Here is a 22,052-nt window from a genome sequence, read left to right as displayed (position 1 = left end):
GGCGCTGGCGCGCATGCGGCACGCGGTATCGACACGTTAGTGAGCGCTCGTTTTTGGCGGTAGCGCCAGTCGGGAGGTTTCGCTTGGGCCAGAGTCGGATGCTTATCTGCAGGGCGGCAGAGGATGGCTTGCGTCACACTTTTTGATCATTTCCTGGTTGTCAAGGTATGCGGAGGTACTGAGATTATTTTCAGAGGGAGAGGAGGTTTTAATGTGAAAAGTAAGAATTAATTTTCGAGATTAAAGGTGAGGGTGGGAGTTGTTCGAATTTGACCGAACGTAATCGAAATAATCCGAAATTCAATGTGCCTCTTGGTCGACTGACAGCTTGAGGATCTGCTAGTGCGTGCGCGGTTTCCTCGCTCAATGTTTCGTTGGGTCTGCGTGATCATTGCCCGATTCAGTTGACGTCAAGCGCTGCCGATCAAGTCGGGAGCGCAGACGTGCGATCGGCTTTTTACCAACTTCATTCGAGGAATCGACTATGTCGCGACGAGCAGTCAGAAACGGCGACCCGACGACTACAGGAGGCTTCGTCATCGCAACGACAGCAACGATGTTTAGCGAAGAGAAGCATGTGGCCCTTAGCGGCGACGAGGCAACATGCGGCCATTGCGATGGATTGTTCAAAATCGTTGGAAGCGCCGTGCATATGACGTGGGACGAACGCAGCGTTGTTCTCGAAGGCGACTCCGTGCTCTGTCCATGCGGAATGAACCGGGTTCTAGCGGGCAGCGATTGCACGATCTTTTACGATGATCCCGGCCACGCGACCGCAGTCGGCACACGTTCGTCAAGTGCATTCACGCAAGCCGTTGCGCCGATGATCCATGACGACCAGTTCGTGATTCGAGACAAGCGGACGAAGCGACCACTGAGTAACGTTGAATATTGGATCAAGGATCTATCCGGCAACGTGCTTGCATCCGGCATGAGCGACGCGCGGGGATGTACTTTGCGTGTGAGTACGAAAGGTGCGCAAACGCTGAAGCTCGTAGTGGGAGACTGAGAAGATGGCGAATCAAACCACCGTTGCCGAGACGACAACAAATACCGTTGAAGGATCGCAACGATTCGTTGACGTTGACATGCGGCCGATCTGCGAGAACATGACGAACTCCGAGTTTCGGATCATGTTTGCCAAGGCGCAGGTGCTTGCCGTGAGTCGACTGGAGGCACGCGTTGCCTCCCTGAAAGTGTGGTCGCGGTACGAGAAAGATCGTGTGTTCAAGTGGTTCGGTCGCGACGATGATCAAACCCGTACGCGGCTTCTTACCGGCTTGGCGAAGGTGCTGAATGTCGTTCGAACGTTCAACGAGCACAATGTCGTTCGTACCGGCAGCGCTGCGGATCTGGCGACGGGGTGTACACCGCATCCGCTTGGCACCGATCAGGAAGCCGCACATGTCTGCGCACCGGACACTGCAACTCACACGTTCTCGATCAGCCCCGAGTTTTGCACGATGCGCCCGTGGACTGCGTACGCCGATTCGCAGGTATCGGTCATCATTCACGAAGCAAGTCATTTCCTGGACACGATGGCGGCAACCGATGACCAGTACTACATCACTCCGTTCCTTCCGGCATGGGGGCGTTCACATCCGGATTTGGCGATCAACAATGCCGAAAGCATCGCAGGGTACGTCGTAGATGGCGACTAACTTCGTGGCTGCTGTCGTGCTCTCGTTGTTCCTTGCGCAGACGGCGCTTGCGTGCGAAGGGCCACAAAACCTTCCCGGTCAATACATTGACGTTCACTTTGAAGCTGATTCGAGCGAGATTTCAAGGACCGAACTGGCACGGTTGTCAGCATGGTCGAGTGATTTACGCAATCGCTTTCCGATTATCGATGTTGTCTGGCTTGTAGGGCTTTCGGAATCGACGGAAAAGAACGCTCAGCAGTTGGCGCACCGACGGGCTGAAAACGTCATGAACGCGCTTGATCAGTTCACGATCAAAGGCAGGCGGAGCGCATTTATCGGTCGAATCTACCAGCCGGTTCCCGAGATTGATCAAAGCGGGCGGCGTGTGGAGGTCAATGTGGGTCCGGGATGCCCGGACCATTGTTGCTCAACCTTGAGCCCTCCACCCGCCGGGCGTTGACGTTACATGCCACACTGACAAGGCCCGCGACATCGCGGGCCTCTCTCATTGATCGGGCTTCTGCGCCCGCACACACTGCGCGAGTGCCCGCACCCCCGGCTCGATCCGCTCCAGCGGAATCGCGGAAAACCCCATCCGGAAGCATCGACGCGCATTGCTGTCGTCGTTCATGAAGAACACGCCGCCAGGCTCGATCAGAATGCCGGCCTCCTGCGCGTCCACCGCGAGCCGCGCCGCATCGAGCCACGGCGGGCCTTCGACCCAGCACGATGCGCCGCCCGTCACGCGGACATGGCGCGCTTCCGGCAGATGCGCATCGAGCGCGGCCATCAGCGCCTGCGAGCGCTCGCTGTATGCATGCGCGAGTCGACGCAACAACGCGTCGTGATGGCCGAGCGCGAGAAAGGTCGCGAACGCCCGCTGGATATACGCAACCGGATGGCGCACCATCAGCCGCCGCAGCGCACGCAACTCGCGGATCAGCTCGCGCGGCCCGACCACGTAGCCGAGCCGCAGCCCCGGCGCGAACGTCTTCGACAGGCTGCCGACGTAGATCACGCGGTCGGCCGTGTCGAGGCTCTTCAACGCCGGATGCGGCGTGCCGGAGAACGTGTTTTCGCTCTCGTAGTCGTCCTCGATGATCACGAAATCGTGCTGCTGCGCGTAATCGAGCAGCGCGCGGCGGCGTTCGATCGGCATCGTCGCGGTGGTCGGGCACTGGTGGCTCGGCGTCACGTACACGTAGTCGCAGCGCGCGAGCGTATCGCCGAGCGCGTCGGGCGCGATGCCGTGGCCGTCGACCGGCAGCGGCAGCAGCCGCGCGTTGCGGTTCTCGAAGATGTTGCGCGCGTCCGGATAGCCGGGGTTCTCGAAACCGACCGTCGTGTGCTTGCCGCACAGCAGGTCCGCGATCAGGTACAGCGCCTGCTGGCAGCCGTTCGTGACGACGATCTCGTCGGGCATCGCGAACACGCCGCGCCGCGGCAGCACGCGTGTGCGGATCTGCTGGATCAGCGATTCGTCGTCGCGTTCGATCAGGTCGGGCGCCCAGTTGCGGATCTCCATCACCGACAGCGCCTTCAGGCAGCATTCGCGCCAGTCGTTGGTCGGAAACAGCGACTGGTCGAACTGCCCGTAGATGAACGGAAATTCGTAGTGCTGCCAGTTCGCGGGCTTCACGATGTTGCGCTGCCTCGACGGCGGATGCGTGATGCGTTTCTCCCAGGCAGGGCGTCCGGGCACGTCGTCGCCACCGGCGGGCACGGCGCCGGCCCGGACCAACGCGAAGCCGGGCACGCCTTCGAGCATCTTCGGGTTCACGAAGTGCCCGCTGCGTTCGCGCGAGATCAGGTAGCCCTCCTCGACGAGCATCTGGTACGCGAGCACGACGGTGTTGCGCGCGACGCCGAGCTGGTCGGCGAGCTCGCGGCTCGACGGCAACGCGGCATCGGGAGCGAGCTGGCCGTCGAGGATCGCGGCCACGAGCATCCGCCGGATCTGGTCCTGCAGGCTCGACGCCGACGACCGCCGGAACTGCTGGGCCCATAAGGCGGTCGGGGTACGACTCGACATGCTTCCTCCTGTGATCGGTACGGGAAACGCGAGGCGGTGCGCGTGGTGTGCACGTGGCCCGCGAGAGGCGCGGTGTCGCGAGAATACGCGCGTCGCGCCGCGGATGTGGACTCAATGAAATGTGTCGTCTGGCACTACTGCGCGCCGACGTGGCAAGACGATACTCAACTCGTCGCGCCCGGACGATCCGGATAACTCCCCGGTACGCGGGCGCAGGAGGGCGTGCGCGCATCGCGTTCGCCTGCCGCGTGATGCAAAGGAGGGAGACGCCATGCACGTCGTCGTGTTCAGGGATCGCTGCGAGCGCGTGATCCGCATCGTGTTCGACGATGCACGCGCGACAGCAGTCGCGTATCGCGACGACGAGGCGATCGGAGCGCTCGACCTCGACGACGACGGTGGCGATGCCGTGCGATCGCCGTCGCTCACGCGGCTATACGTCGAACCTGCGTACCGGCGCAGCGGCATCGCGCACACGCTGCTGGCGTGCGCGTCGCGCGAATTCGGGCAGCCGATTCGCATCGACGCCGGCGCGCGTGACTGGCCCGATACGCCGGCGTGGTCGACGCTGTGCCGCTGCCTCGAATACGAAGGATTGGTCGTGGTGCGCCAGGCCGCGCTGCGGTAACCGCAAGCGTGGCCACGATCACGCTGCATCAAGACGGAGACGACATGAGCACGGTCCTGAAGCCGATTCCCGCATCCGACGTGCGGCACGAAGCGTTGCGCATCGACGGGCAGCGCGTGTGGCGCGACGCAGTGATCGACGTGCGCAACCCGTACGATGGCTCGCTGGTCGGCACCGTGCCGAAGGCGACGCTGGACGACGTGCGGCGCGCGTTCGCGGCCGCGCGTGCGTACCGGCCGACGCTCACGCGCCACGATCGCGCGGCGATCCTGCGCCGCGCGGCCGATATCGTGCGTGCGCGCACCGTCGAGATCGCGGCGCTGATCACGGCCGAGTCTGGCTTGTGCCTCAAGGATGCGACCTACGAAGCGGGCCGCGTCGCCGACGTGCTGACGTTCGGCGCCGGTGAAGTGCTGAAGGACGACGGGCAGATCTTCTCGTGCGACCTGACACCGCACGGCAAGAAGCGCCGCGTGTACACGCAGCGTGACCCGCTGCTCGGCGTGATCTCGGCGATCACGCCGTTCAACCACCCGATGAACCAGGTCGCGCACAAGATCGTGCCGTCGGTCGCGACCAACAACCGGATCGTCGTGAAGCCGTCGGAGAAGGTGCCGCTGTCGTGCTACCTGTTCGCGGACATCCTGTACGAAGCCGGCCTGCCGCCGCAGATGCTGCAGGTGCTCACCGGCGACCCGAAGGAGATTGCCGACGAGCTGATCACGAACCCGGCGATCGACCTCATCACGTTCACCGGTGGCGTATCGATCGGCAAGTCGATCGCGTCGCGGATGGGTTACCGGCGCGCGGTGCTCGAGCTTGGCGGCAACGATCCGATCATCGTGATGGAAGACGCCGATCTCGACGAAGCGAGCACGCTCGCGGTGTCGGGTTCGTACAAGAACTCGGGGCAGCGCTGCACCGCGATCAAGCGGATGCTCGTGCACGAGTCGGTGGCCGATCGCTTCACGGAGCTGGTGGTCGAGAAAACGAAGGCGTGGTCGTACGGCAATCCGGCCGATCCTTCGGTCGACATGGGCACGGTGATCGACGAGGCAGCCGCGAAGTTCTGCGAGCAGCAGGTGAACGACGCGATCGCACGCGGTGCGCGGCTGCTGGTCGGCAACGTCCGCGACGGCGCGCTGTATTCGCCGACGGTGATCGATCGCGTGACGCCCGACATGCCGCTGGTGAAGTACGAGACGTTCGGCCCGGTGTCGCCGATCATGCGCTTCCGCGACATCGACGAAGCGATCCGGATGTCGAACAGCACCGACTATGCACTGTCGTCGTCGGTCTGCACGAACCGCTTCGACAACATCACGCGCTTCATCACCGAGCTGGAAGTCGGCAGCGTGAACGTGCGCGAAGTACCGGGCTACCGGCTCGAACTGACGCCGTTCGGCGGCGTGAAGGATTCGGGGCTGGGGTACAAGGAGGGTGTGCAGGAAGCGATGAAGAGCTTCACGAACGTGAAGACGTATTCGCTGCCGTGGTGAGCGAGGCGGGGAGGGGCGTGTCGCACCCGCCCGCCTCACTGGGCGTTACTGATAGAAGTTGAGCGTGACCATGGCCGAACGGCCCGGTGCCCACGTCGCGTAGATCGGATACGCGCTCGCGTAATACTTCTTGTCGAACAGGTTCTGCACGTTCAGTTGAACGTCCATCGTCTTGTTCACGCGCCACGTTGCGGCCGCATCGAAGCGCGCGTAGCCGGGCGTCCATTTCTTCGTCGTCGCGGATACCGACGCATAGGTCTGGCTCATCACCGTCGCCCCGGCGCCGAGCGTGAGCTTCGGCATCACGTCGTAGCTCGTCCACAGCGTGAAGTTGTGCTTCGGCACCATCACCATCGGCAGGCCCGATGCGCCCGGGCTGCCGGGGCCTGCGTCGGTCGTGATCGCGTTCAGGTACGAGTAGCCGCCGAACACGTGCCACTTCCGCGTCAGGTTGCCCGCGAAGCCGAATTCGAAACCGCGCACGCGCTGCTTGCCCGCGTTGACCGTGTGACCAAGGCCGTCGCTGACGCGCGCGTTGGTCTTCTCGGTCTGGAACAGTGCCGACGTCAGCGACAGCTGGTCCTGCAGCACGTCCCACTTCGCGCCGACCTCGATGTTGCGCGAGCGCTCGGGGGCGAGGTCCTGGTTCGTCGCAGTGATCTGGTCGGTGCCGCCGCCGAGGCCGCCGTTCGACCCCGGCGGGTTCGACGACGTGCCGTACGACGCATACAGGCTCACGTTGGTCACCGGCTTGAACACGAGGCCGAACTGGTAGCTGAACAGGTTCGACGTGTTCGACAGGTCGGCGACGCCGGCCTGTTTGCCGGTCGTGTCGTAGCGGTCGAAGCGCAGCCCCGTGTTGAACTGCCAGCGCTCGGACAGCTTCACGGTATCGAAGATGTACGCGGACACCGTGTCGGTGCGCGTGTTCGTCGTCGGGCCGGGGAAGCCCTTGTCGCCGTTCAGCACGACGCTGCCGGTCCACGGCATGTTCGGGTTCCAGCCGCCCGCGAGCGGCGTGCAGTTGCCGGCCACCGAGCAGGGGCCGCCCGAGCGGATGTTGTTGCCGGCCGAATCCGACACGAGGTAGCCCTCGTAGCGCGCCTGTTCATGGCTGAACTCGACGCCGGCCGTCATCGTGTGCTTCATGCCGAACAGGCTGGCGCTGCCGGTCACTTCGGTCTGGTTCGAGAAGCCGTTGAGCGCGTACTTGCCGCTCTTCGCCTGCAGGCCCAGCATGTTCGGGTTCGACGCGAGGATCTGCGGATTCGTCGCGACGTAGTCGAGCGTCGAGCGGCCGAACATCGTCGTGTTCTTCAGCTTCCAGTCGTCGTTGAGCTTGTGCTCGACCCGCACCTGGGCGGTGTCGGTCTGCCCGTAGCGATAGTCGCGCGTGTTCAGCCCGAAGAACTGCCCGCGATCGGTCGGCACCGGCGTGCCGCCCGTCGAACGGAACGGCACGCTGAAGTCCGGCATGTCGTACGAGTTCATGTGGTAGTAGCTGACCGTGACCGTGGTCGGCGTGTTCAGCCCGAACACAATCGACGGCGCGACGCCCCAGCGCTTGTTGTACACGTCGTTGCGGCCGGCCTGGTTCGCGTCGTGGCCCATCACGTTCAGGCGCACGGCCGTCGTGTCGTTGATCTTGCGGTTCGCGTCGACCGTCGCGCGCTTGTAGCCGTCGGTGCCGAAGCCGATGCTGCTGTTGATGAAGTCGTCGTTCTTCGGCGTCTTCGTGACGATGTCGATGCTGCCGCCCACCGATCCGCGGCCCGCGTAGACCGAGTCGGGGCCCTTGATCACGCTGATCTGCTCGACCGCGAAGGTCTCGCGGTTCTGCAGCCCCGAGTCGCGCATGCCGTCGACGAAGATCGAGTTGCGCGATTCGAAGCCGCGGATCACCGGACGGTCGGCCGACGGGTTCGCGGCCGCATCGCCGCCGAGGAACGTGATGCCCGGTACCGAGCGCAGCGCGTCCGCAAACGACGTGACGTTCTTTTCCTTGATCAGTTGCTCGGGGATCACCGTGACCGAGCGCGGCGTATCGAGCAGCGGCGCGGTGAACTTGTACGACGGCGAGCGCTTCACCTGCATGTCCGACAGCGCGGACGACTGGACCGCGATCGTCGGCAGCGTCGCCGGCACGTCGGCGGACGGGGCCGGCTGGTCGGCGGCGGCGGGAGCAGGGGCGGTTTCGGCGGAAGCGAGCAGCGGCGTCAGGAACACGGAGCAGGTCAGCGCCGATACGAGGGCGCGAGGCCTCGTCTTGAACTGGGCGGGCATATCGGGAAGCAACGGAAGATTCGGTGAACGGGTGCGTTTTCTCGATGCCGGCCGGGCAGGCGAGGGACATCGGAGACGTCAATGTAAATGCGTATGATTCGCGTTAGCGGTCGCAATTGTACGGATTGGTACCAAATATGTAAACGATTGAATGGTTTTTGTACTAAATCGGTCAGGTTTTCGTGGGGGCACGATTGCCTTTGCGTCGCGTGCAACACGGCTTTCCATGACCCGACCGGCGCGCGGCGGCGGCGACTCGATACACTGCCGTACCGGTTGGACGGGCCCCGGCAAGCAGGCCCCGAGCAAGGAGACAACACACGATGGACACCCAACGCGCAGCAGTCGTCACGTACCGCGGCGATGCGATCGAGAACACGCACCTTGCCCATGTGGCGGTGGTCGATGCCCGCGGCGGGCTGCTGGCCCGGTTCGGCGATCCGTTCCGGATGACGCTCGCGCGCTCGGCGGCCAAGCCGGCCCAGGCGTTGTCGGTGATCGAGACGGGCGCGCCCGAGCGCTTCGGCTTCGACGATGCGGACATCGCGCTGATGTGCGCGTCGCACAGCAGCGAGGACCGGCATATCGAACGCACGCGCGCGATGCTCGCCAAAGTCGCCGCGCACGAATCGGACTTGCGTTGCGGTGGCCATCCGCCGTTGTCGGACGCGGTGTACCGGTCGTGGATCAAGCGCGACTACACGCCGACCGGCGTGTGCAGCAACTGTTCGGGCAAGCATGTCGGGATGCTGGCCGGCGCGCAGGCGATCGGCGCCGAGATCGCCGATTACCATCTGCCCGAGCATCCGATGCAGGTGCGCGTGAAGCACGTGGTGGCCGATGCGTGCGGGCTGCGCGACGACGAGGTCGACTGGGGCATCGACGGGTGCAACCTGCCGACGCCGGCGTTTTCGCTGGATCGGCTGGCGCGTCTCTACGCGTCGCTGGCCGACGGGGCGGATACGGTGGAAGCGGGCGGTGGCGCTGTCACCGATCGTGTGCGCGCGCTGGCGCGCATTCATCGTGCGATGACCGCCTATCCGGAGCTGGTTGCCGGCGACGGGCGCTACTGCACGGTGCTGATGAGCGCGTTCGACGGGCAGGTGGTCGGCAAGCTCGGCGCCGATGCGTGCTACGGAATCGGCGTGCGGGCGTCGGCGCGCACGCGGGAGCTGGGCGCCGACGGCGCGCTCGGCATCTCGGTGAAGATCGAGGATGGCAATCTCGACGTGCTCTACATGGTCGTCAGCGAACTGCTCGAGCGGCTGCAGATCGGCACGGCCGCGCAGCGCGCACAACTGGCCGGCTTCCATCGGCCGCGGATGCTCAACACGCAGGGCGTCGAGATCGGGCACGCCACGTTCCCGTTCGAGTTGCAGCCGGCCTGAATGGCGCGGATGCGCTACGGCCGCCGGCCTGCGACCCGGGCCATGCGCCGCGGCGCGCACGCGCCGGCCTGCCGGCCGACGCGTGCGTGAATGCAGGCGCGGGCGCTACGCGCTCGCGCCGCGAATCTTCGTCAGTTCCAGCTCCGACAGCTCGCCGATATGCGCGAGGTGTTCCGCGAGAAAGTCCTTCAGTACGCGCAGCTTCGCCGAGCTGCGCCGGTTCGCCAGATACGCGATGTAGATGTATTCGCCCGTCAGCCGGTTCTGCAGCCGGTAACGCGGCAGCACGGCTTCGAGCCGGCCGCTCGCGAGCAGGTCGCGCACCAGCCAGATCTCGAACTCCGCGATGCCGAGCCCCGCGCAGGTCGCTTCGAGCAGCAGCTCCGAATGGTCGGTGACGAGGTTGCCGGCCGGCAGCAGGCTGTGATGCGCGTCGCCGTTCACGAGATCCCAGCGCGGATCGCCTTCGGGGTGCACGTAGCGCAGGCAGTTGTGCTGCCTGAGGTCGTCCGGCGTGGACGGGCGCCCGCAGCGGTCGAGATAGCCGGGCGTCGCGCACAGGATGCTGTCGTTGCGCGACAGGCGGTGCACGACGAGGTTGTCCAGGTAGTTCTCGCCTTCGTGAATGTCGAGATCGAAGCCGCCGGCCACGAGATCGTTGTGGTTGTCGGTGAGCCGCACGTCGAGCTGGATCGTCGGGTAGCGCGCGAGAAACGGCGCGACCAGTGGCGCGAGATGGCGGCGGCCGAATGCCACCGGCGCGGTGAGCTTCAGCGGGCCGCTCGGCTGCGCATTCAGTTCGGCGACGACGCGCAAGGTGTCGTCGAGATCGGCGATCAGCGTGACGGCGCGCTCCAGGTAGATATGGCCGGCTTCTGTGAGCGTCACGCTGTGCGTCGAGCGGTGCAGCAGCGCGACGCCGAGTGCCTCCTCGATCGCCGTGACCTTGCGCGCGACGGTCGACGTCGACACGTGCATCTCCTTCGCGACCGCCGAAAAACTCCCCGTTTCGACCACTCTCACGAACGCGCGCATCGCGCCCAGGTGATCGATGCCGGTTTCTCTCGCGCCTTTTTTCATTCGATTCTCGCTGTTGCGTCCCACGCAAAACCGCTTTCGATAATACAGAAGCGAGCTTGTTTTTGCAAAGGCATAGAATGCGAACCCGTCGCGTCGGGAAGCGGCGAACGACGAGCGGCACGAGACACTCAGGAGGGCACGATGACAGAAAACGGCTTCCGCGTCGAAGCGGATCTTTTAGGTAAACGAAGTATTCCGGACGAGGCGTACTACGGCGTCCATACGCTGCGCGCGAAAGAGAATTTCGACATTTCGGGCCGCACCATTGCGTCGCTGCCGTATCTCGTGATGGCGCTCGCCGCCGTGAAGGAGGCCGCGGCCGACGCGAACTGCGAGCTCGGGCTGCTGCCGCGGCCGTACCGCGATGCGATCGCCGCGGCGTGCGTCGAGATCCGCGAAGGGCGTCTGCACGACCAGTTCGTCGTCGACATCATCCAGGGCGGGGCAGGTACGTCGACCAACATGAACGCGAACGAGGTGATCTGCAACCGCGCACTCGAAATCATGGGGCACGCACGCGGCCAGTACGAGTACCTGCATCCGAACGAGCACGTCAACCTCGCGCAGAGCACCAACGACGTCTATCCGACCGCGATCCGGGTCGCGACCTGCTTCGCGGTCGAGCACCTGATCGAAGCGATGGCGCGCCTGCGCGATGCGTTCGCGGAGCGGGCCGATGCGTTCGCCGGTTTGCTGAAGCTCGGCCGCACGCAGTTGCAGGATGCGGTGCCGATGACGCTCGGCCAGGAGTTCTCGACCTACGCGGTGATGCTGACGGAAGACATTGCGCGCCTGCAGGAAGCCGGCTGGCTGATTCGCGAGATCAACCTCGGCGCGACCGCGATCGGCACCGGGATCACCGCGCATCCGGAGTATGCGGAGAAGGCGCTGGTGGCGCTGCGGCGCATTACCGGGCTCGACCTGAGCACCGCGCCGAACCTGATCGAAGCGACGCAGGATTGCGGCGCGTTCGTGCAGGTGTCGGGCGTGCTCAAGCGCATCGCGGTCAAGCTGTCGAAGATCTGCAACGACCTGCGGCTGCTGTCGAGCGGCCCGCGCGCGGGGTTCGGCGAGATCAACCTGCCAGCCGTGCAGGCGGGCTCGTCGATCATGCCCGGCAAGGTGAATCCGGTGATCCCGGAAGTCGTCAACCAGGTCGCGTTCGAGGTGATCGGCAACGACCTGACCGTGACCTTCGCGGCCGAGGCCGGGCAGCTTCAGCTCAACGCGTTCGAGCCGGTGATCGCCAGCGCACTGTTCCGCAGCTTCAGCCATCTGACGGCTGCGTGCACGACGCTCGCGCAGCGGTGCGTGAGCGGGATCACCGCGAATCCGGAGCGGCTGCGCGAAACGATGGAGCGCTCGGTCGCGCTCGCGACCGCGCTGAACCCGTACATCGGCTACAAGCGCGCGACCGCCGTGGCGGCCGAAGCGCACGCGACCGGCAAGTCGATCCGCGAGGTCGTGCTGGAGCGCGCGTGGATGACCGACGCGCAGGTCGAAGAGGCGCTGCAGCCCGAAGCGCTGATCCGGCCGCGCGTGCTTTGACGCCGGCTGCGCGGCACCGGCACCGGCTGCCGGCGGCCCGCGCGCGATAGACCCAGACGCGCCCCCTGCGCGGGGCGCGGCACATCAAGAAACAACGGAGACTCACGATGAAACACAGCAGCGAGCGCCCGGCCGATCCGGCCGGCGGCGCGGATTCCCGTCATGCCGACCCCGACGCGATGTTCGCGTCGCACGAAGCCGGCTATGCGAAGCAGTTGAAGCCGCGGCACGTGCAGATGATCGCGATGGGCGGTGCGATCGGCACCGGCCTCTTTCTCGGGGCGGGTGGGCGCCTGCAGCACGCGGGGCCCGCGCTCGCGCTCGTGTATCTCGTCTGCGGCGTGTTCGCGTTCCTGATCATGCGCGCGCTCGGCGAGCTCGTGATGCACCGGCCGACCAGCGGCAGCTTCGTGTCGTACGCACGGGAGTTCATGGGCGAGCGCGCGTCGTTCGTCGCGGGCTGGATGTACTACCTGAACTGGGCGACGACCGGCATCGTCGACATCACCGCGGTCGCGATCTACATGAAGTACTGGGCCGTGTTCACCGACGTGCCGCAGTGGGTGTTCGCGCTCGGCGCGCTCGGGATCGTGTCGGTGATGAACATGATCGGCGTGAAGGTGTTCGGCGAGATGGAATTCTGGTTCTCGATCGTCAAGGTGGGGACGCTCGCGGTGTTCCTCGCGGTCGGCGCCGTGTTTCTCGCGAGCGGCCATCCGGTCGCCGGCCAGATGCCGGGGCTTCACCTGGTCGCGGATCACGGCGGGATCTTTCCGCACGGCATCCTGCCGGCCGTGCTGATCGTGCAGGGCGTCGTGTTCGCGTACGCGAGCATCGAGCTCGTCGGCGTCGCGGCGGGCGAGACCGCCGATGCGCGCAAGGTCTTGCCGAAAGCCATCAACAGCGTGATGTGGCGCATTGCGCTGTTCTACGTCGGCTCGGTCGTGCTGTTGACGATGCTGCTGCCGTGGACCGCGTACAGCGCACACGAAAGCCCGTTCGTGACGTTCTTCAGCAAGCTCGGCGTGCCGTACGTCGGCACCGTGATGAACGTCGTGGTGCTGACCGCCGCGCTGTCGAGCCTGAATTCCGGCCTCTATTCGACCGGGCGCGTGCTGCGCTCGCTCGCGATGGGCGGCTCGGCGCCGCGCTTCGTGTCGCGGATGAACGCGCGCGGCGTGCCGTACGGCGGGATCCTGATTACGGTCGCGATCAATGCGATCGGCGTGCCGCTGAACTACATCGTGCCGGCCCAGGCGTTCGAGATCGTGCTGAACATGGCGTCGCTCGGGATCATCACGACATGGGGTTTCATCGTGATGTGCCAGATCCTGTTCCGTCGCGCGGTCGATCGCGGCGAGCTGAAGGCCGTGTCGTTCCGGATGCCCGGCGCGCCATTCACGTCGTGGCTCACGCTGGCCTTCCTCGTCGGCGTGCTGGTGCTGATGGCATTCGACTATCCGGGCGGTACGTGGACCATCGCGACGATTCCGGTTGTCGTGCTCGCGCTGGTGGTCGGCTGGAAGCTGGCGAAGCGCGGTGCCGCGCGGGAGCAGGCGGCGGATGCGCTTGCGTCTGCGGCCCCGCGCGCCGTTGCCGATCCGGCTCGGGGCGCCTGAAGACGGTACGTGCCGGGCGCGCCGGCTCGTTCGCGAGCCAGCGCCCCGGCGCCCCGTGACAGTCAGTTCAATCCGGTGCGTTCGCCGATCCATCGGCCGAAATCGCCGGCCATCTCGTCGGTCAGTTCGTGGCCGGCCTCGTACAGCCGCGTGTCGTGCGCGACGCCGAGCGCCGTGAGTTTCGCGTCGGCGGTGTCGGCCCACGCGACGGGCAGCTTGTCGTCGAAGCGGCCGTGCATGATCAGCGCATGGAGCGGGCGGAGCGCATCGCGCGGCGCGACCAGCGGATCGATTTCGGGCAGGATGCGCCCGCACAGCACGGCGAACGCGGCGACATCGCCCGGCGACGTGAGCCCGACGCTCGCGCTCATGATGCCGCCCTGGCTGAAGCCGGCGATCACGGTCGGCAACTCGGCACCCGCACCGTCCCGCGCGCGGAAGGCACGCAGCAGCGTGATCAGCTTGAGGCGGCTGGCGTCGGCGCGGGCCGCGTCGATTTCGGGGCCGTTCGGGCCGAAGCGCACCGGAAACCACGCGTGCTGGTTGGGCCCGAACGAGAGCGGGGCGCGCAGGAACGCGATCTCGATGCGCGGATCGATGACGTCGGCCAGGTTCAGCAGGTTGGTCTCGTTGCCGCCGACGCCATGCAGCAGCAACAGGCGGGCAACGGGGTGGCCGGGGGCCGGGCGCAGCCGGTACTGGAAGCCCGACTCGGGATCGGTGGTCAGCGGCAGGACGTCGGTCATTGCGTGGGTCCGGAAAGGGGAGCGATGCGACAGTCTAGAGCGTGCGGACGGGGAGGTGAATCGCCGTTGTGCGATTGATTGTTTCCTGGCAGGAGTCAATCGGGTGTTCCACGGCGCACCGGTGCTAGTTTTTCATATGCCGATCGGATGACTCGTCACCGGAACGCGTAGTTGCTAAAATAGATACATTTCGTAGATACATGAGGGGCGGGGATGGATACTGCCAAGATTTTCAAGCATGGCGGATCGCAGGCCGTCCGTCTGCCGAAGGATTTCCGTTTCGAAACGACCGAGGTCCGGATTCGTCGCCACGGTTCATCCGTCATTCTCGAACCGGTGCCGCAAGACTGGGCATGGTTGACACCGCTGATCGGCCCGGTCGACGCCGATTTCGAAGCCGCCGCAACGACCGAGCCTGCCGCTCAGGAGCGCCCGGGTCTGGACGTATTTGAATGAAATTTCTGCTGGATACCAATGCGGTAATCGCCATCATGAAAGGCGAGCCGGCCATGCTGGCTCGGCTGCGCACGTATCAGCCAGCAGATTTCGGCATGCCGGCAATCGTCGCGCATGAACTCTACTACGGTGCCTACAAGAGCCAGAGAGCGGCAGCGAACGTGGCACGTGTCGAGGCACTTCAGTTCGAGGTGGTGTCGTTCGATGTGGAAGATGCTCAGCACGCCGGCGAGATTCGTGCGCAACTGGCCGTGACCGGAACCCCGATCGGTCCGTACGATGCCTTGATCGCAGGGCAGGCACGCGCTCGGCGTCTGGTGCTCGTCACACATAACATGCGCGAGTTTGCGCGCGTCCCGGGGCTACAGGTCGAGGATTGGCTCGCCGAGACGCGTGAAAACTGATCGCATGACGGTCATGCTGCAACGGGAGTGGATTCGTCCGGCGAGCGGGCGCTGCCCGGACATCACCGCTACCGAATCACCGTGGACTTCAACTCCTTATATTTCTCCAGCGCGTGCAGCGAGTTGCAGCGCCGAGGGAGATAGCGCGCCGTCGTCGTGGCTTCGCCGTTGCCGCGTCGATGCCATGCGCCGTCTACGCTCATACCCTTCCATCAGCATCGATCGATGCGAGTGACTGTCCTTGCACGGAAGTATCCGTTTATTGAGGACTATCGAAAAATTGCGTCCTGACTAACCCGCATCGCTACGCCGAAAGAGCGGTGACGTTACAGTGCGCCCCGCGCACGGTCGCGTACACGCATCAAGGGTGACAGCGTCACGGCGCCCCGTACCGCTAGGGAAAACCATAGTGCCCAGGATGCCGCGTGCGAAAGATCGAGTAAGCCCGCAGTCAGCTTCGCTGTTCAGAATCGCCGGACTCATTCAAAAAGCAAACCAGGAGACAGGCGATGCATGATGGGTTGGTGAAAAAAATCGAAGCGCATCCGAAGTATGCGCAGCTCAAGCGACGACGCAACACGCTCGGTATCTGCCTGACCGTGCTGATGCTGATCGTGTACTACGGCTATATCGCCCTGATCGCATTCGACAAGTCGTTCCTCGCGAAGCCCGTGAGCACCGGCGTGACGAGTGTCGGCGTACCGGTCGGCATGGCGGTGATCGTGTTCACCGTCGTCATCACCGGCATCTACGTGCGTCGCGCAAACAACGAATACGATCAACTGACGCAGGACATCCTGCAGGACGTCGCCCAATGAAGAAGACTCTTTCGATGACGCTGGTTGCGCTGCTGGCGGCGGGCGTGTGCGGCGTGGCCGTCGCGGGCGGCGGCGACGTCGGGCAGACCGCCAAGCAGGCGACCAACACCACGGCCATCGTCCTGTTCGCGCTGTTCGTGGCAGGGACGTTGTGGATCACCAAGTGGGCGGCGTCGCGCACGCGTTCCGCCGCGGATTTCTACACGGCCGGCGGCGGCATTACCGGTTTTCAGAACGGCCTGGCGATCTCGGGCGACTACATGTCGGCGGCCTCCTTCCTCGGCATTTCCGCCGCGGTGATGACGTCGGGTTACGACGGCCTGATCTACTCGATCGGCTTCCTGGTCGGCTGGCCGGTCATCACGTTCCTGATGGCCGAGCGGCTGCGCAACCTCGGCAAGTTCACCTTCGCCGACGTCGCGGGCTACCGCTTCGAGCAGGGGCCGATCCGCAGTTTCGCCGCGGTCGGCACGCTGGTGGTGGTGGCGTTCTACCTGATCGCGCAGATGGTGGGCGCGGGACAGCTCATCAAGCTGCTGTTCGGTCTCGACTACTGGGTGGCCGTCGTCATCGTCGGTGCGCTGATGATGGTCTACGTGCTGTTCGGCGGCATGACCGCCACCACGTGGGTGCAGATCATCAAGGCGTGCATGCTGCTCGCGGGCGTGACGTTCATGGCGATCATGGTGCTCGCGCAGTACGGCTTCAGCCCGGAGGCGCTGTTCGCCCATGCCGTGGAAGTCAAGACCGCGATCGCCGCGAACGCCGGCAAGTCGCCGGACAACGCGACCCGGATCGGGCTGTCGGTGATGTCGCCGGGCGGGTTCATCAAGGATCCGATCTCGGCCATTTCGTTCGGCATGGCGCTGATGTTCGGCACCGCCGGCCTGCCGCACATCCTGATGCGCTTCTTCACGGTGCCGGATGCGAAGGAAGCGCGTAAGTCCGTGTTCTGGGCCACCACCTGGATCGGCTACTTCTACGTGCTGATCTTCATCATCGGTTTCGGCGCGATCACGCTGGTGCTGACCAATCCGGAACTGTCCGACGTGGCCAAGGGCGTGATCAAGGGCGGCGCAGGCACGGCCAACATGGCCGCGGTGCTGGTGGCCAAGACGGTGGGCGGCGACGTGTTCTACGGCTTCATCTCGGCCGTGGCCTTCGCGACGATTCTGGCGGTGGTCGCCGGGCTCACGCTGTCGGGCGCGTCCGCGGTGTCGCACGACCTCTATGCCACCGTCTTCAAGAACGGCAACGCGAACAGTGCGGACGAGCTGAAGGTGTCGCGCATCACGACGCTGGTGCTCGGCGTGATCGCCGTGCTGCTGGGCATCGCGTTCGAGAAACAGAACGTCGCGTTCATGGTGTCGCTGGCGTTCGCAGTGGCGGCGTCGGCCAACTTCCCGGTGCTGTTCCTGTCGATGATGTGGAAGGGCTGCACCACGCGCGGCGCGGTCATCGGCGGGTTCCTGGGGCTGGTCTCGTCGGTGGGGCTGACCATCGTGTCGCCGTCGGTGTGGGAGGCGACGCTCGGTTATCCGAAGGGTTCGGCGTGGTTCCCGTACACGTCGCCTGCGTTGTTCTCGATGACGATCGGCTTCGTGGGCGTGTGGCTGTTCTCGGTACTCGACACGAGCCTGCGCGCGAAGGCGGAGAAGGGCGCGTTCGCCGCGCAGCAGGTGCGTTCGGAAACGGGGCTCGGGGCGACGCGCGCCAGCAGCCACTGAGCGGTAGCCGGTCACGCCCGCCCCGGGGCCGACGATGCGATGCGCTTGATCGTCGCTCGTCGGCCCCGGGGCGGGCGGCATCGTTTTCATCCATCCGTCGAATGACTCGACGGCAATAAAAAATCGCGAATTCGACTGGATTCGCCGATAATGCGCAAACGTTTTACGAAAGCCCGATTGCAGCTAATTCGCGGATTAAACAAATAAAAAGAAAATATCCGAATCCCGGATTTTCAGCCTGCGCCGTAGTGCCGCTCGAAGCCTTGTGGCAGGAGGTTAACGGCAGATTCCGGCAATACTTTAGGGTTCTTTCGTCACAATTGTTCATTTCATTTTTATCAATGAACGATTGATTTCCGGTCATCGGAGCGTCATACACCATCCCCGATAATTCGGCGCTCACATTCTTTCAATAGACCAAACGGCGGTCGAAGCCGAATCGCTGCGGGGAGCTGTACTCATGACCATTCGTCATCGCATTACGCTGCTAGTCGTCCTGACGTTCTTCGCGCTGTCCGCGATCGGCATCTATGCCGTGTACCAGACGCGCAAGAGCGCGTCCGAGGTGCGCCAGGTCACCCAGGGAATCGTGCCGAGCGCGCTCGCGTCGGCGGATCTCGTCGCCGATGTGAAGAACATCCAGATCGCGACGATGACGCTCATCTACGCGCCCGACGCGAATACCGCCGCGCAGGCGCGCGACGAGCTGAAGGCGAAGCAGGCCGCGCTGCGCGCCGCACTCGACGTGCAGGCGAAGTCGGCGGTCGGGCAGGCGCAGGTTGGGCTCGTCTCGCAGGCGAAGGACAGCGCCACGAACTACTTCGCGGCGATCGACGACACCGTGAAGATGAAGACCGACGGCAAGCCCGAGATGGCGCAGGCGTACCTGTTCGCGAACGTCGCGCAGTATCGCGACGAACTCGAAAGCATCGTCGACACGATGCGCGTCGAGAAGAACCGCCAGAAGGACGACGCGATCAACGCGCTGAACGGGATGCTGTCGACGACGGCGACCGCGATCGCGGGCGTCGCCGGCACGGTGATCGTGCTGCTGACCGCGCTCGGCCTGCTGCTGTATCGCCAGATCACGCGCCCGCTGAGCGGGATGCAGACGGCGATGAGCGAGATCGCGACGAGCCAGGATTTCACGCGCCGCGTGCCGGTGGGCCGGATGGACGAAATCGGCCATTCGATCGTCGCGTTCAACGGGATGATCGAGAAGATCCAGGAGAATGCGGCGCAGCTCAAGCAGAAGACGGCCGACATTCAGGCGATGCTGCAGAACATGCAGCAGGGGATCCTGACGGTCGTCGAAGGCGGCGTCGTGCATGCGGAGTATTCCGCGTACCTCGAAACCATCTTCGAGACGAACGACATCGCGGGCCGCGACCTGATGGCGCTCGTGTTCGACGATTCGAACATCGGTTCCGACGCACGCTCGCAGGTCGACGCGGCCGTGCACGCGTGCCTCGGCGAGGACAGCATGAACTTCGAGTTCAACGAGCACCTGCTGGTGAACGAAGTCGCGAAGCGGATGCCGGACGGCCGCGAGAAGTGGCTCGACCTGAGCTGGTCGGCGATCACCGACGAGACCGACACGGTCGTGCGCCTGATGCTGTGCGTGCGCGACGTGACCGAGATTCGCGAGCTGACCGCGCAGGCCGGCGAGCAGCAGCGCCGCCTCGAAATGATCGGCGAGATCCTGTCGATCAGCCAGGACAAGTTCCACGACTTCGTGCACAGCGCGAAGGGCTTCCTCAGCGAAAACGAGCGGATGATTCGCCAGCACGAGCGCGCCGATCACTCGATCGTCGCGGCGCTGTTCCGCAACATGCACACGATCAAGGGCAATGCGCGCACGTACAGCCTCCAGCACCTGACGAACATCGTCCACGAAGCGGAGCAGGCCTACGACTCGCTGCGCCGCGCGGACGGCGGCCCCGAGTGGAACCGCGACGCGCTGATGGACGACCTGGCGCGCGTGCGCGAGGCCGTCGAGCACTACGCGACGATCAACGCGGTCACGCTTGGCCGCAGCGGCGATGCGGTGCAGGGCGCCGATTTCCTGATGGTCGAGCGCGCGCACATCAGCGAGAGCCTGCGCGTGCTCGACGGCGCCGATCCGGCGAACGCGGCCGACTGGCACGCGGCGCGCGACGCCGTGCGCCGCATGCTGGGCCAGCTCGGCACGCAGGGCATCGGCGATGCGCTCGGCGGCGTGATCGAGTCGCTGCCGTCGCTCGCGGCCGAACTCGGCAAGCCGGCACCCGTCGTGCATATCGACAGCCACGGCCACCGCGTGCGCAGCGAAATCGCCGCGACGCTGAAGAACGTATTCATGCACCTGCTGCGCAACTCGATGGACCACGGGATCGAATCGTCGGACGAGCGGCGTGCGGCCGGCAAGGCGGCCTCCGGCACGATCGACATCGCGGTCGGCGTGGGCGGCGGCGAGCTGTGGTTCGTGCTGAGCGACGACGGCCGCGGCCTCGCGCTCGACCGGATTCGCGGCATCGCGCGCGAGCGCGGCTGGATCGACGCCGACCACGATGCGGCGCTGTCCGATGACGAGGTCGCCGAGCTGATCTTCCGGCCGGGCTTCTCGACCGCGAGTGCCGTGACCGAAGTGTCGGGGCGTGGCGTCGGCATGGACGCGGTGCGCAACTTCCTGAAGCGCGACGGCGGCGATATCGCGCTGCGCTTCACCGACGATCGCGTCGGCGCGCCGTATCGCGCGTTCGAGACGATCGTGTCGTTGCCGGCTCGCTTCGCGGCCGACGCTGCTGCGCAGGGCGTCGCGCACGAGCGTGCGCGCAGCGCGGATATCGGCGCGGCGGAGTGACGACGTGATCGTGCAGGCGTGGATGATTCAGATGGCCGCCGCGCTGGCGGGCGGTGCCGTCGTCGCAATCGTGGCGGCGGTCGTGTTTCGCGTGACGCGCAAGCGGCTCGTCACGGCGCTCGAACGCGATACGGAACAGTTGCGCGGCGCGCTCGACGCAGCCGATGCGCGCGTCGCCGACGCGGCGTCGGCGCACGCCGAGGCGGCCGACGCATGGGCGCAGCGCGAGGCGCAGCTCGAGGATGCGCTGGCGCGCGAGACGTCCGCTGCCGGCACGCAGCGCGACGCCATGCAGGCGCTGTCGGCCGATCGAACGGCGCTCGCACAGCACGCGATGAAGATCGCCGACGAAGCCGCGCGCCTGCGCGGGCTCGCGGGCACCTTCGAGCGCTGGCACGAGCAGATGATCTCGCTGACCACGCAGAACCAGGACATGCGCACGAAGAACCTGGAGCTGTCGGCGATCGTCGCGCACGTGTCGATCGTGTCGCTGAACGCGTCGATCGAGGCCGCGCGCGCCGGCACGGCCGGACGCGGCTTCTCGATCGTCGCGAGCGAGGTGCGCGGGCTGGCCGCGCGCTCGCAGCAACTGTCGAACAGCTATCGCGACAGCCTGAACCGTAACGATCTCGTGACGGCCGCGACGTTCCAGGACATCCAGGCCGGCGGCAAGATGATCACGGCCGCGCTCGCGACCGTCGAGACGCTGGCCGGGCAACTGCACGCGCGGATCGAAGGAGGCGCGGCGTGATCAGCGCGCAGGCGAAAGCCGGCTTCGAACGGATCTTCTTCGACGCGGCGCGCACACGGCTCGCGTCCGGCGGCGCGTGCGACATCCGGCCGTCCGCCGGCCCCGCGCACGACGGGCACGATCACGCGCATGCGAAGTCGCGTGCGAAGTCGAAGGTGCCCGAGCATGTCGCGGTGCTGACGATCTCGGCGCTGCATTTCCGCCTGTTGCTCGCACTGCGCTTCAGCGACGACGACGCGACGCGCCGTCATTTCGCCGGTGCGACGGCGGGCACGAGCAGCCAGCGGCCGCTGCCCGAAGCGTTCATGGAAGTCGCGAACCTGTGCTGCGGCGCGATCAACCAGGCGCTGACCGTGCCGTTTCCCGACCTGGGGATGTCGACGCCTTATCTGCTGAGCGGATCGAGCATCGACTACCTGCACGCGCTGGCGCCGAATCACGTGGCCGCCTACGACCTGACGCTCGATGGCGACGTGCGGGTCGGTGCGACGTTGTGCGTGTGCGCGAACGCGCCGGTCGATTTCCATATGCCGGAAACGGCCACGGTGGATACCGGCGGCGAGCTCGAACTGTTCTGACCGACCCTGA

General features: G+C 65.3%; 20 protein-coding genes. 15 read left to right on the top strand and 5 right to left on the bottom strand.

Annotated features, from left to right (window positions below; all coding sequences use genetic code 11):
- Positions 1-484: 484 nt before the first annotated feature.
- From ACN8ZM_RS24485 to ACN8ZM_RS24475, 3 genes are read left to right on the top strand one after another with little or no spacing between them, the layout of a single operon-like run.
- A complete protein-coding gene (locus ACN8ZM_RS24485) occupies positions 485-1,009 on the top strand; it encodes a PAAR domain-containing protein (RefSeq protein ID WP_301766717.1) in 525 nt (174 codons plus the stop codon).
- A gap of 4 nt (positions 1,010-1,013) precedes the next feature.
- Positions 1,014-1,661, top strand: a complete 648-nt coding sequence (locus ACN8ZM_RS24480) for a M35 family metallo-endopeptidase (protein WP_301766716.1) — start codon at positions 1,014-1,016, stop codon at positions 1,659-1,661.
- Positions 1,651-2,103, top strand: a complete 453-nt coding sequence (locus tag ACN8ZM_RS24475; protein ID WP_420212620.1) for a hypothetical protein — start codon at positions 1,651-1,653, stop codon at positions 2,101-2,103. Before ACN8ZM_RS24480 ends, ACN8ZM_RS24475 begins: the two co-directional genes overlap by 11 nt.
- A gap of 45 nt (positions 2,104-2,148) precedes the next feature.
- On the opposite strand, the gene ACN8ZM_RS24470 is transcribed toward ACN8ZM_RS24475, so the two are convergent.
- Positions 2,149-3,675 carry a PLP-dependent aminotransferase family protein gene (locus ACN8ZM_RS24470; protein WP_420212619.1) on the bottom strand — a complete coding sequence of 509 codons (1,527 nt, stop codon included), beginning with the start codon at positions 3,673-3,675 and terminating at the stop codon, positions 2,149-2,151.
- 271 nt (positions 3,676-3,946) lie between these two features.
- On the opposite strand from ACN8ZM_RS24470, the gene ACN8ZM_RS24465 reads away from it, so the two are divergent.
- On the top strand, positions 3,947-4,303 hold the full coding sequence (locus ACN8ZM_RS24465) for a GNAT family N-acetyltransferase (RefSeq protein WP_420212618.1): 357 nt from the start codon (positions 3,947-3,949) through the stop codon (positions 4,301-4,303).
- 44 nt (positions 4,304-4,347) lie between these two features.
- A complete protein-coding gene (gene phnY, locus ACN8ZM_RS24460) occupies positions 4,348-5,802 on the top strand; it encodes a phosphonoacetaldehyde dehydrogenase (protein ID WP_420212617.1) in 1,455 nt (484 codons plus the stop codon).
- 45 nt (positions 5,803-5,847) lie between these two features.
- Here the strand turns inward: phnY and ACN8ZM_RS24455 are convergent, their stop codons facing one another.
- A complete protein-coding gene (locus ACN8ZM_RS24455; protein WP_301766768.1) occupies positions 5,848-8,085 on the bottom strand; it encodes a TonB-dependent receptor in 2,238 nt (745 codons plus the stop codon).
- A gap of 323 nt (positions 8,086-8,408) precedes the next feature.
- Between ACN8ZM_RS24455 and ACN8ZM_RS24450 the strand changes: the two genes are divergently transcribed.
- The gene (locus ACN8ZM_RS24450; RefSeq protein ID WP_420212616.1) at positions 8,409-9,473 is read left to right on the top strand and encodes an asparaginase; all 1,065 of its coding nucleotides are present in this window, start codon (positions 8,409-8,411) and stop codon (positions 9,471-9,473) included.
- A 105-nt stretch (positions 9,474-9,578) separates the two neighbouring features.
- Here ACN8ZM_RS24450 and ACN8ZM_RS24445 read toward each other — a convergent pair whose 3' ends face one another.
- A complete protein-coding gene (locus tag ACN8ZM_RS24445; RefSeq protein ID WP_043179338.1) occupies positions 9,579-10,553 on the bottom strand; it encodes a LysR family transcriptional regulator in 975 nt (324 codons plus the stop codon).
- Positions 10,554-10,694: 141 nt separating this feature from the next.
- Between ACN8ZM_RS24445 and aspA the strand changes: the two genes are divergently transcribed.
- Both aspA and ACN8ZM_RS24435 read left to right on the top strand, forming a co-directional pair.
- Complete coding sequence (aspA, locus tag ACN8ZM_RS24440) at positions 10,695-12,101, top strand: aspartate ammonia-lyase (protein WP_043179337.1); 1,407 nt, start codon at positions 10,695-10,697, stop codon at positions 12,099-12,101.
- Between the two features lie 107 nt (positions 12,102-12,208).
- On the top strand, positions 12,209-13,720 hold the full coding sequence (locus tag ACN8ZM_RS24435) for an amino acid permease (RefSeq protein WP_043179336.1): 1,512 nt from the start codon (positions 12,209-12,211) through the stop codon (positions 13,718-13,720).
- Positions 13,721-13,782: 62 nt separating this feature from the next.
- On the opposite strand, the gene ACN8ZM_RS24430 is transcribed toward ACN8ZM_RS24435, so the two are convergent.
- The gene (locus tag ACN8ZM_RS24430; RefSeq protein WP_043179335.1) at positions 13,783-14,466 is read right to left on the bottom strand and encodes an alpha/beta hydrolase; all 684 of its coding nucleotides are present in this window, start codon (positions 14,464-14,466) and stop codon (positions 13,783-13,785) included.
- Between the two features lie 213 nt (positions 14,467-14,679).
- Between ACN8ZM_RS24430 and ACN8ZM_RS24425 the strand changes: the two genes are divergently transcribed.
- The 4 genes from ACN8ZM_RS24425 to ACN8ZM_RS24410 all read left to right on the top strand — a co-directional run bounded on the left by ACN8ZM_RS24425 (position 14,680) and on the right by ACN8ZM_RS24410 (position 17,871).
- Positions 14,680-14,922: an antitoxin gene (locus ACN8ZM_RS24425; RefSeq protein ID WP_043179333.1), complete on the top strand. Its 243-nt coding sequence runs from the start codon at positions 14,680-14,682 to the stop codon at positions 14,920-14,922.
- Complete coding sequence (locus ACN8ZM_RS24420) at positions 14,919-15,326, top strand: type II toxin-antitoxin system VapC family toxin (RefSeq protein WP_043179332.1); 408 nt, start codon at positions 14,919-14,921, stop codon at positions 15,324-15,326. The genes ACN8ZM_RS24425 and ACN8ZM_RS24420 overlap by 4 nt, the downstream gene beginning before the upstream one ends.
- A 509-nt stretch (positions 15,327-15,835) precedes the next feature.
- Positions 15,836-16,144 (top strand): DUF485 domain-containing protein, encoded by a 309-nt coding sequence (locus ACN8ZM_RS24415; protein ID WP_043179330.1) that lies wholly within the window; start codon positions 15,836-15,838, stop codon positions 16,142-16,144.
- Positions 16,141-17,871, top strand: a complete 1,731-nt coding sequence (locus tag ACN8ZM_RS24410) for a cation acetate symporter (RefSeq protein WP_420212615.1) — start codon at positions 16,141-16,143, stop codon at positions 17,869-17,871. Before ACN8ZM_RS24415 ends, ACN8ZM_RS24410 begins: the two co-directional genes overlap by 4 nt.
- Positions 17,872-18,034: 163 nt before the next feature.
- Here the strand turns inward: ACN8ZM_RS24410 and ACN8ZM_RS24405 are convergent, their stop codons facing one another.
- The gene (locus ACN8ZM_RS24405; protein ID WP_420212614.1) at positions 18,035-18,274 is read right to left on the bottom strand and encodes a hypothetical protein; all 240 of its coding nucleotides are present in this window, start codon (positions 18,272-18,274) and stop codon (positions 18,035-18,037) included.
- 57 nt (positions 18,275-18,331) lie between these two features.
- On the opposite strand from ACN8ZM_RS24405, the gene ACN8ZM_RS24400 reads away from it, so the two are divergent.
- The 3 genes from ACN8ZM_RS24400 to ACN8ZM_RS24390 are packed head-to-tail and all read left to right on the top strand — an operon-like array spanning position 18,332 to position 22,042.
- Positions 18,332-20,713 (top strand): MCP four helix bundle domain-containing protein, encoded by a 2,382-nt coding sequence (locus ACN8ZM_RS24400; RefSeq protein WP_089453256.1) that lies wholly within the window; start codon positions 18,332-18,334, stop codon positions 20,711-20,713.
- Positions 20,714-20,735: 22 nt separating this feature from the next.
- Positions 20,736-21,464, top strand: a complete 729-nt coding sequence (locus ACN8ZM_RS24395) for a methyl-accepting chemotaxis protein (RefSeq protein ID WP_420212668.1) — start codon at positions 20,736-20,738, stop codon at positions 21,462-21,464.
- Positions 21,461-22,042: a hypothetical protein gene (locus tag ACN8ZM_RS24390; protein WP_420212613.1), complete on the top strand. Its 582-nt coding sequence runs from the start codon at positions 21,461-21,463 to the stop codon at positions 22,040-22,042. The genes ACN8ZM_RS24395 and ACN8ZM_RS24390 overlap by 4 nt, the downstream gene beginning before the upstream one ends.
- Positions 22,043-22,052: the final 10 nt, after the last annotated feature.

This window comes from Burkholderia aenigmatica, from assembly GCF_048627025.1.
Lineage (GTDB): Bacteria > Pseudomonadota > Gammaproteobacteria > Burkholderiales > Burkholderiaceae > Burkholderia > Burkholderia aenigmatica.
This window is presented reverse-complemented; position numbering and strand designations above follow the sequence as displayed.

Bases quoted from the DNA above. Each gene is read 5' to 3' on its own strand.
- ACN8ZM_RS24455 (WP_301766768.1), bottom strand. From the start codon at position 8,085: ATGCCCGCCCAGTTCAAGACGAGGCCTCGCGCCCTCGTATCGGCGCTG.
- ACN8ZM_RS24435 (WP_043179336.1), top strand. From the start codon at position 12,209: ATGAAACACAGCAGCGAGCGCCCGGCCGATCCGGCCGGCGGCGCGGAT.
- ACN8ZM_RS24415 (WP_043179330.1), top strand. From the start codon at position 15,836: ATGCATGATGGGTTGGTGAAAAAAATCGAAGCGCATCCGAAGTATGCG.
- ACN8ZM_RS24445 (WP_043179338.1), bottom strand. From the start codon at position 10,553: ATGAAAAAAGGCGCGAGAGAAACCGGCATCGATCACCTGGGCGCGATG.
- ACN8ZM_RS24480 (WP_301766716.1), top strand. From the start codon at position 1,014: ATGGCGAATCAAACCACCGTTGCCGAGACGACAACAAATACCGTTGAA.
- ACN8ZM_RS24475 (WP_420212620.1), top strand. From the start codon at position 1,651: ATGGCGACTAACTTCGTGGCTGCTGTCGTGCTCTCGTTGTTCCTTGCG.
- ACN8ZM_RS24425 (WP_043179333.1), top strand. From the start codon at position 14,680: ATGGATACTGCCAAGATTTTCAAGCATGGCGGATCGCAGGCCGTCCGT.
- ACN8ZM_RS24465 (WP_420212618.1), top strand. From the start codon at position 3,947: ATGCACGTCGTCGTGTTCAGGGATCGCTGCGAGCGCGTGATCCGCATC.
- ACN8ZM_RS24420 (WP_043179332.1), top strand. From the start codon at position 14,919: ATGAAATTTCTGCTGGATACCAATGCGGTAATCGCCATCATGAAAGGC.
- ACN8ZM_RS24450 (WP_420212616.1), top strand. From the start codon at position 8,409: ATGGACACCCAACGCGCAGCAGTCGTCACGTACCGCGGCGATGCGATC.
- ACN8ZM_RS24430 (WP_043179335.1), bottom strand. From the start codon at position 14,466: ATGACCGACGTCCTGCCGCTGACCACCGATCCCGAGTCGGGCTTCCAG.
- ACN8ZM_RS24400 (WP_089453256.1), top strand. From the start codon at position 18,332: ATGACCATTCGTCATCGCATTACGCTGCTAGTCGTCCTGACGTTCTTC.
- aspA (WP_043179337.1), top strand. From the start codon at position 10,695: ATGACAGAAAACGGCTTCCGCGTCGAAGCGGATCTTTTAGGTAAACGA.
- ACN8ZM_RS24395 (WP_420212668.1), top strand. From the start codon at position 20,736: ATGATTCAGATGGCCGCCGCGCTGGCGGGCGGTGCCGTCGTCGCAATC.
- ACN8ZM_RS24485 (WP_301766717.1), top strand. From the start codon at position 485: ATGTCGCGACGAGCAGTCAGAAACGGCGACCCGACGACTACAGGAGGC.
- phnY (WP_420212617.1), top strand. From the start codon at position 4,348: ATGAGCACGGTCCTGAAGCCGATTCCCGCATCCGACGTGCGGCACGAA.
- ACN8ZM_RS24410 (WP_420212615.1), top strand. From the start codon at position 16,141: ATGAAGAAGACTCTTTCGATGACGCTGGTTGCGCTGCTGGCGGCGGGC.
- ACN8ZM_RS24470 (WP_420212619.1), bottom strand. From the start codon at position 3,675: ATGTCGAGTCGTACCCCGACCGCCTTATGGGCCCAGCAGTTCCGGCGG.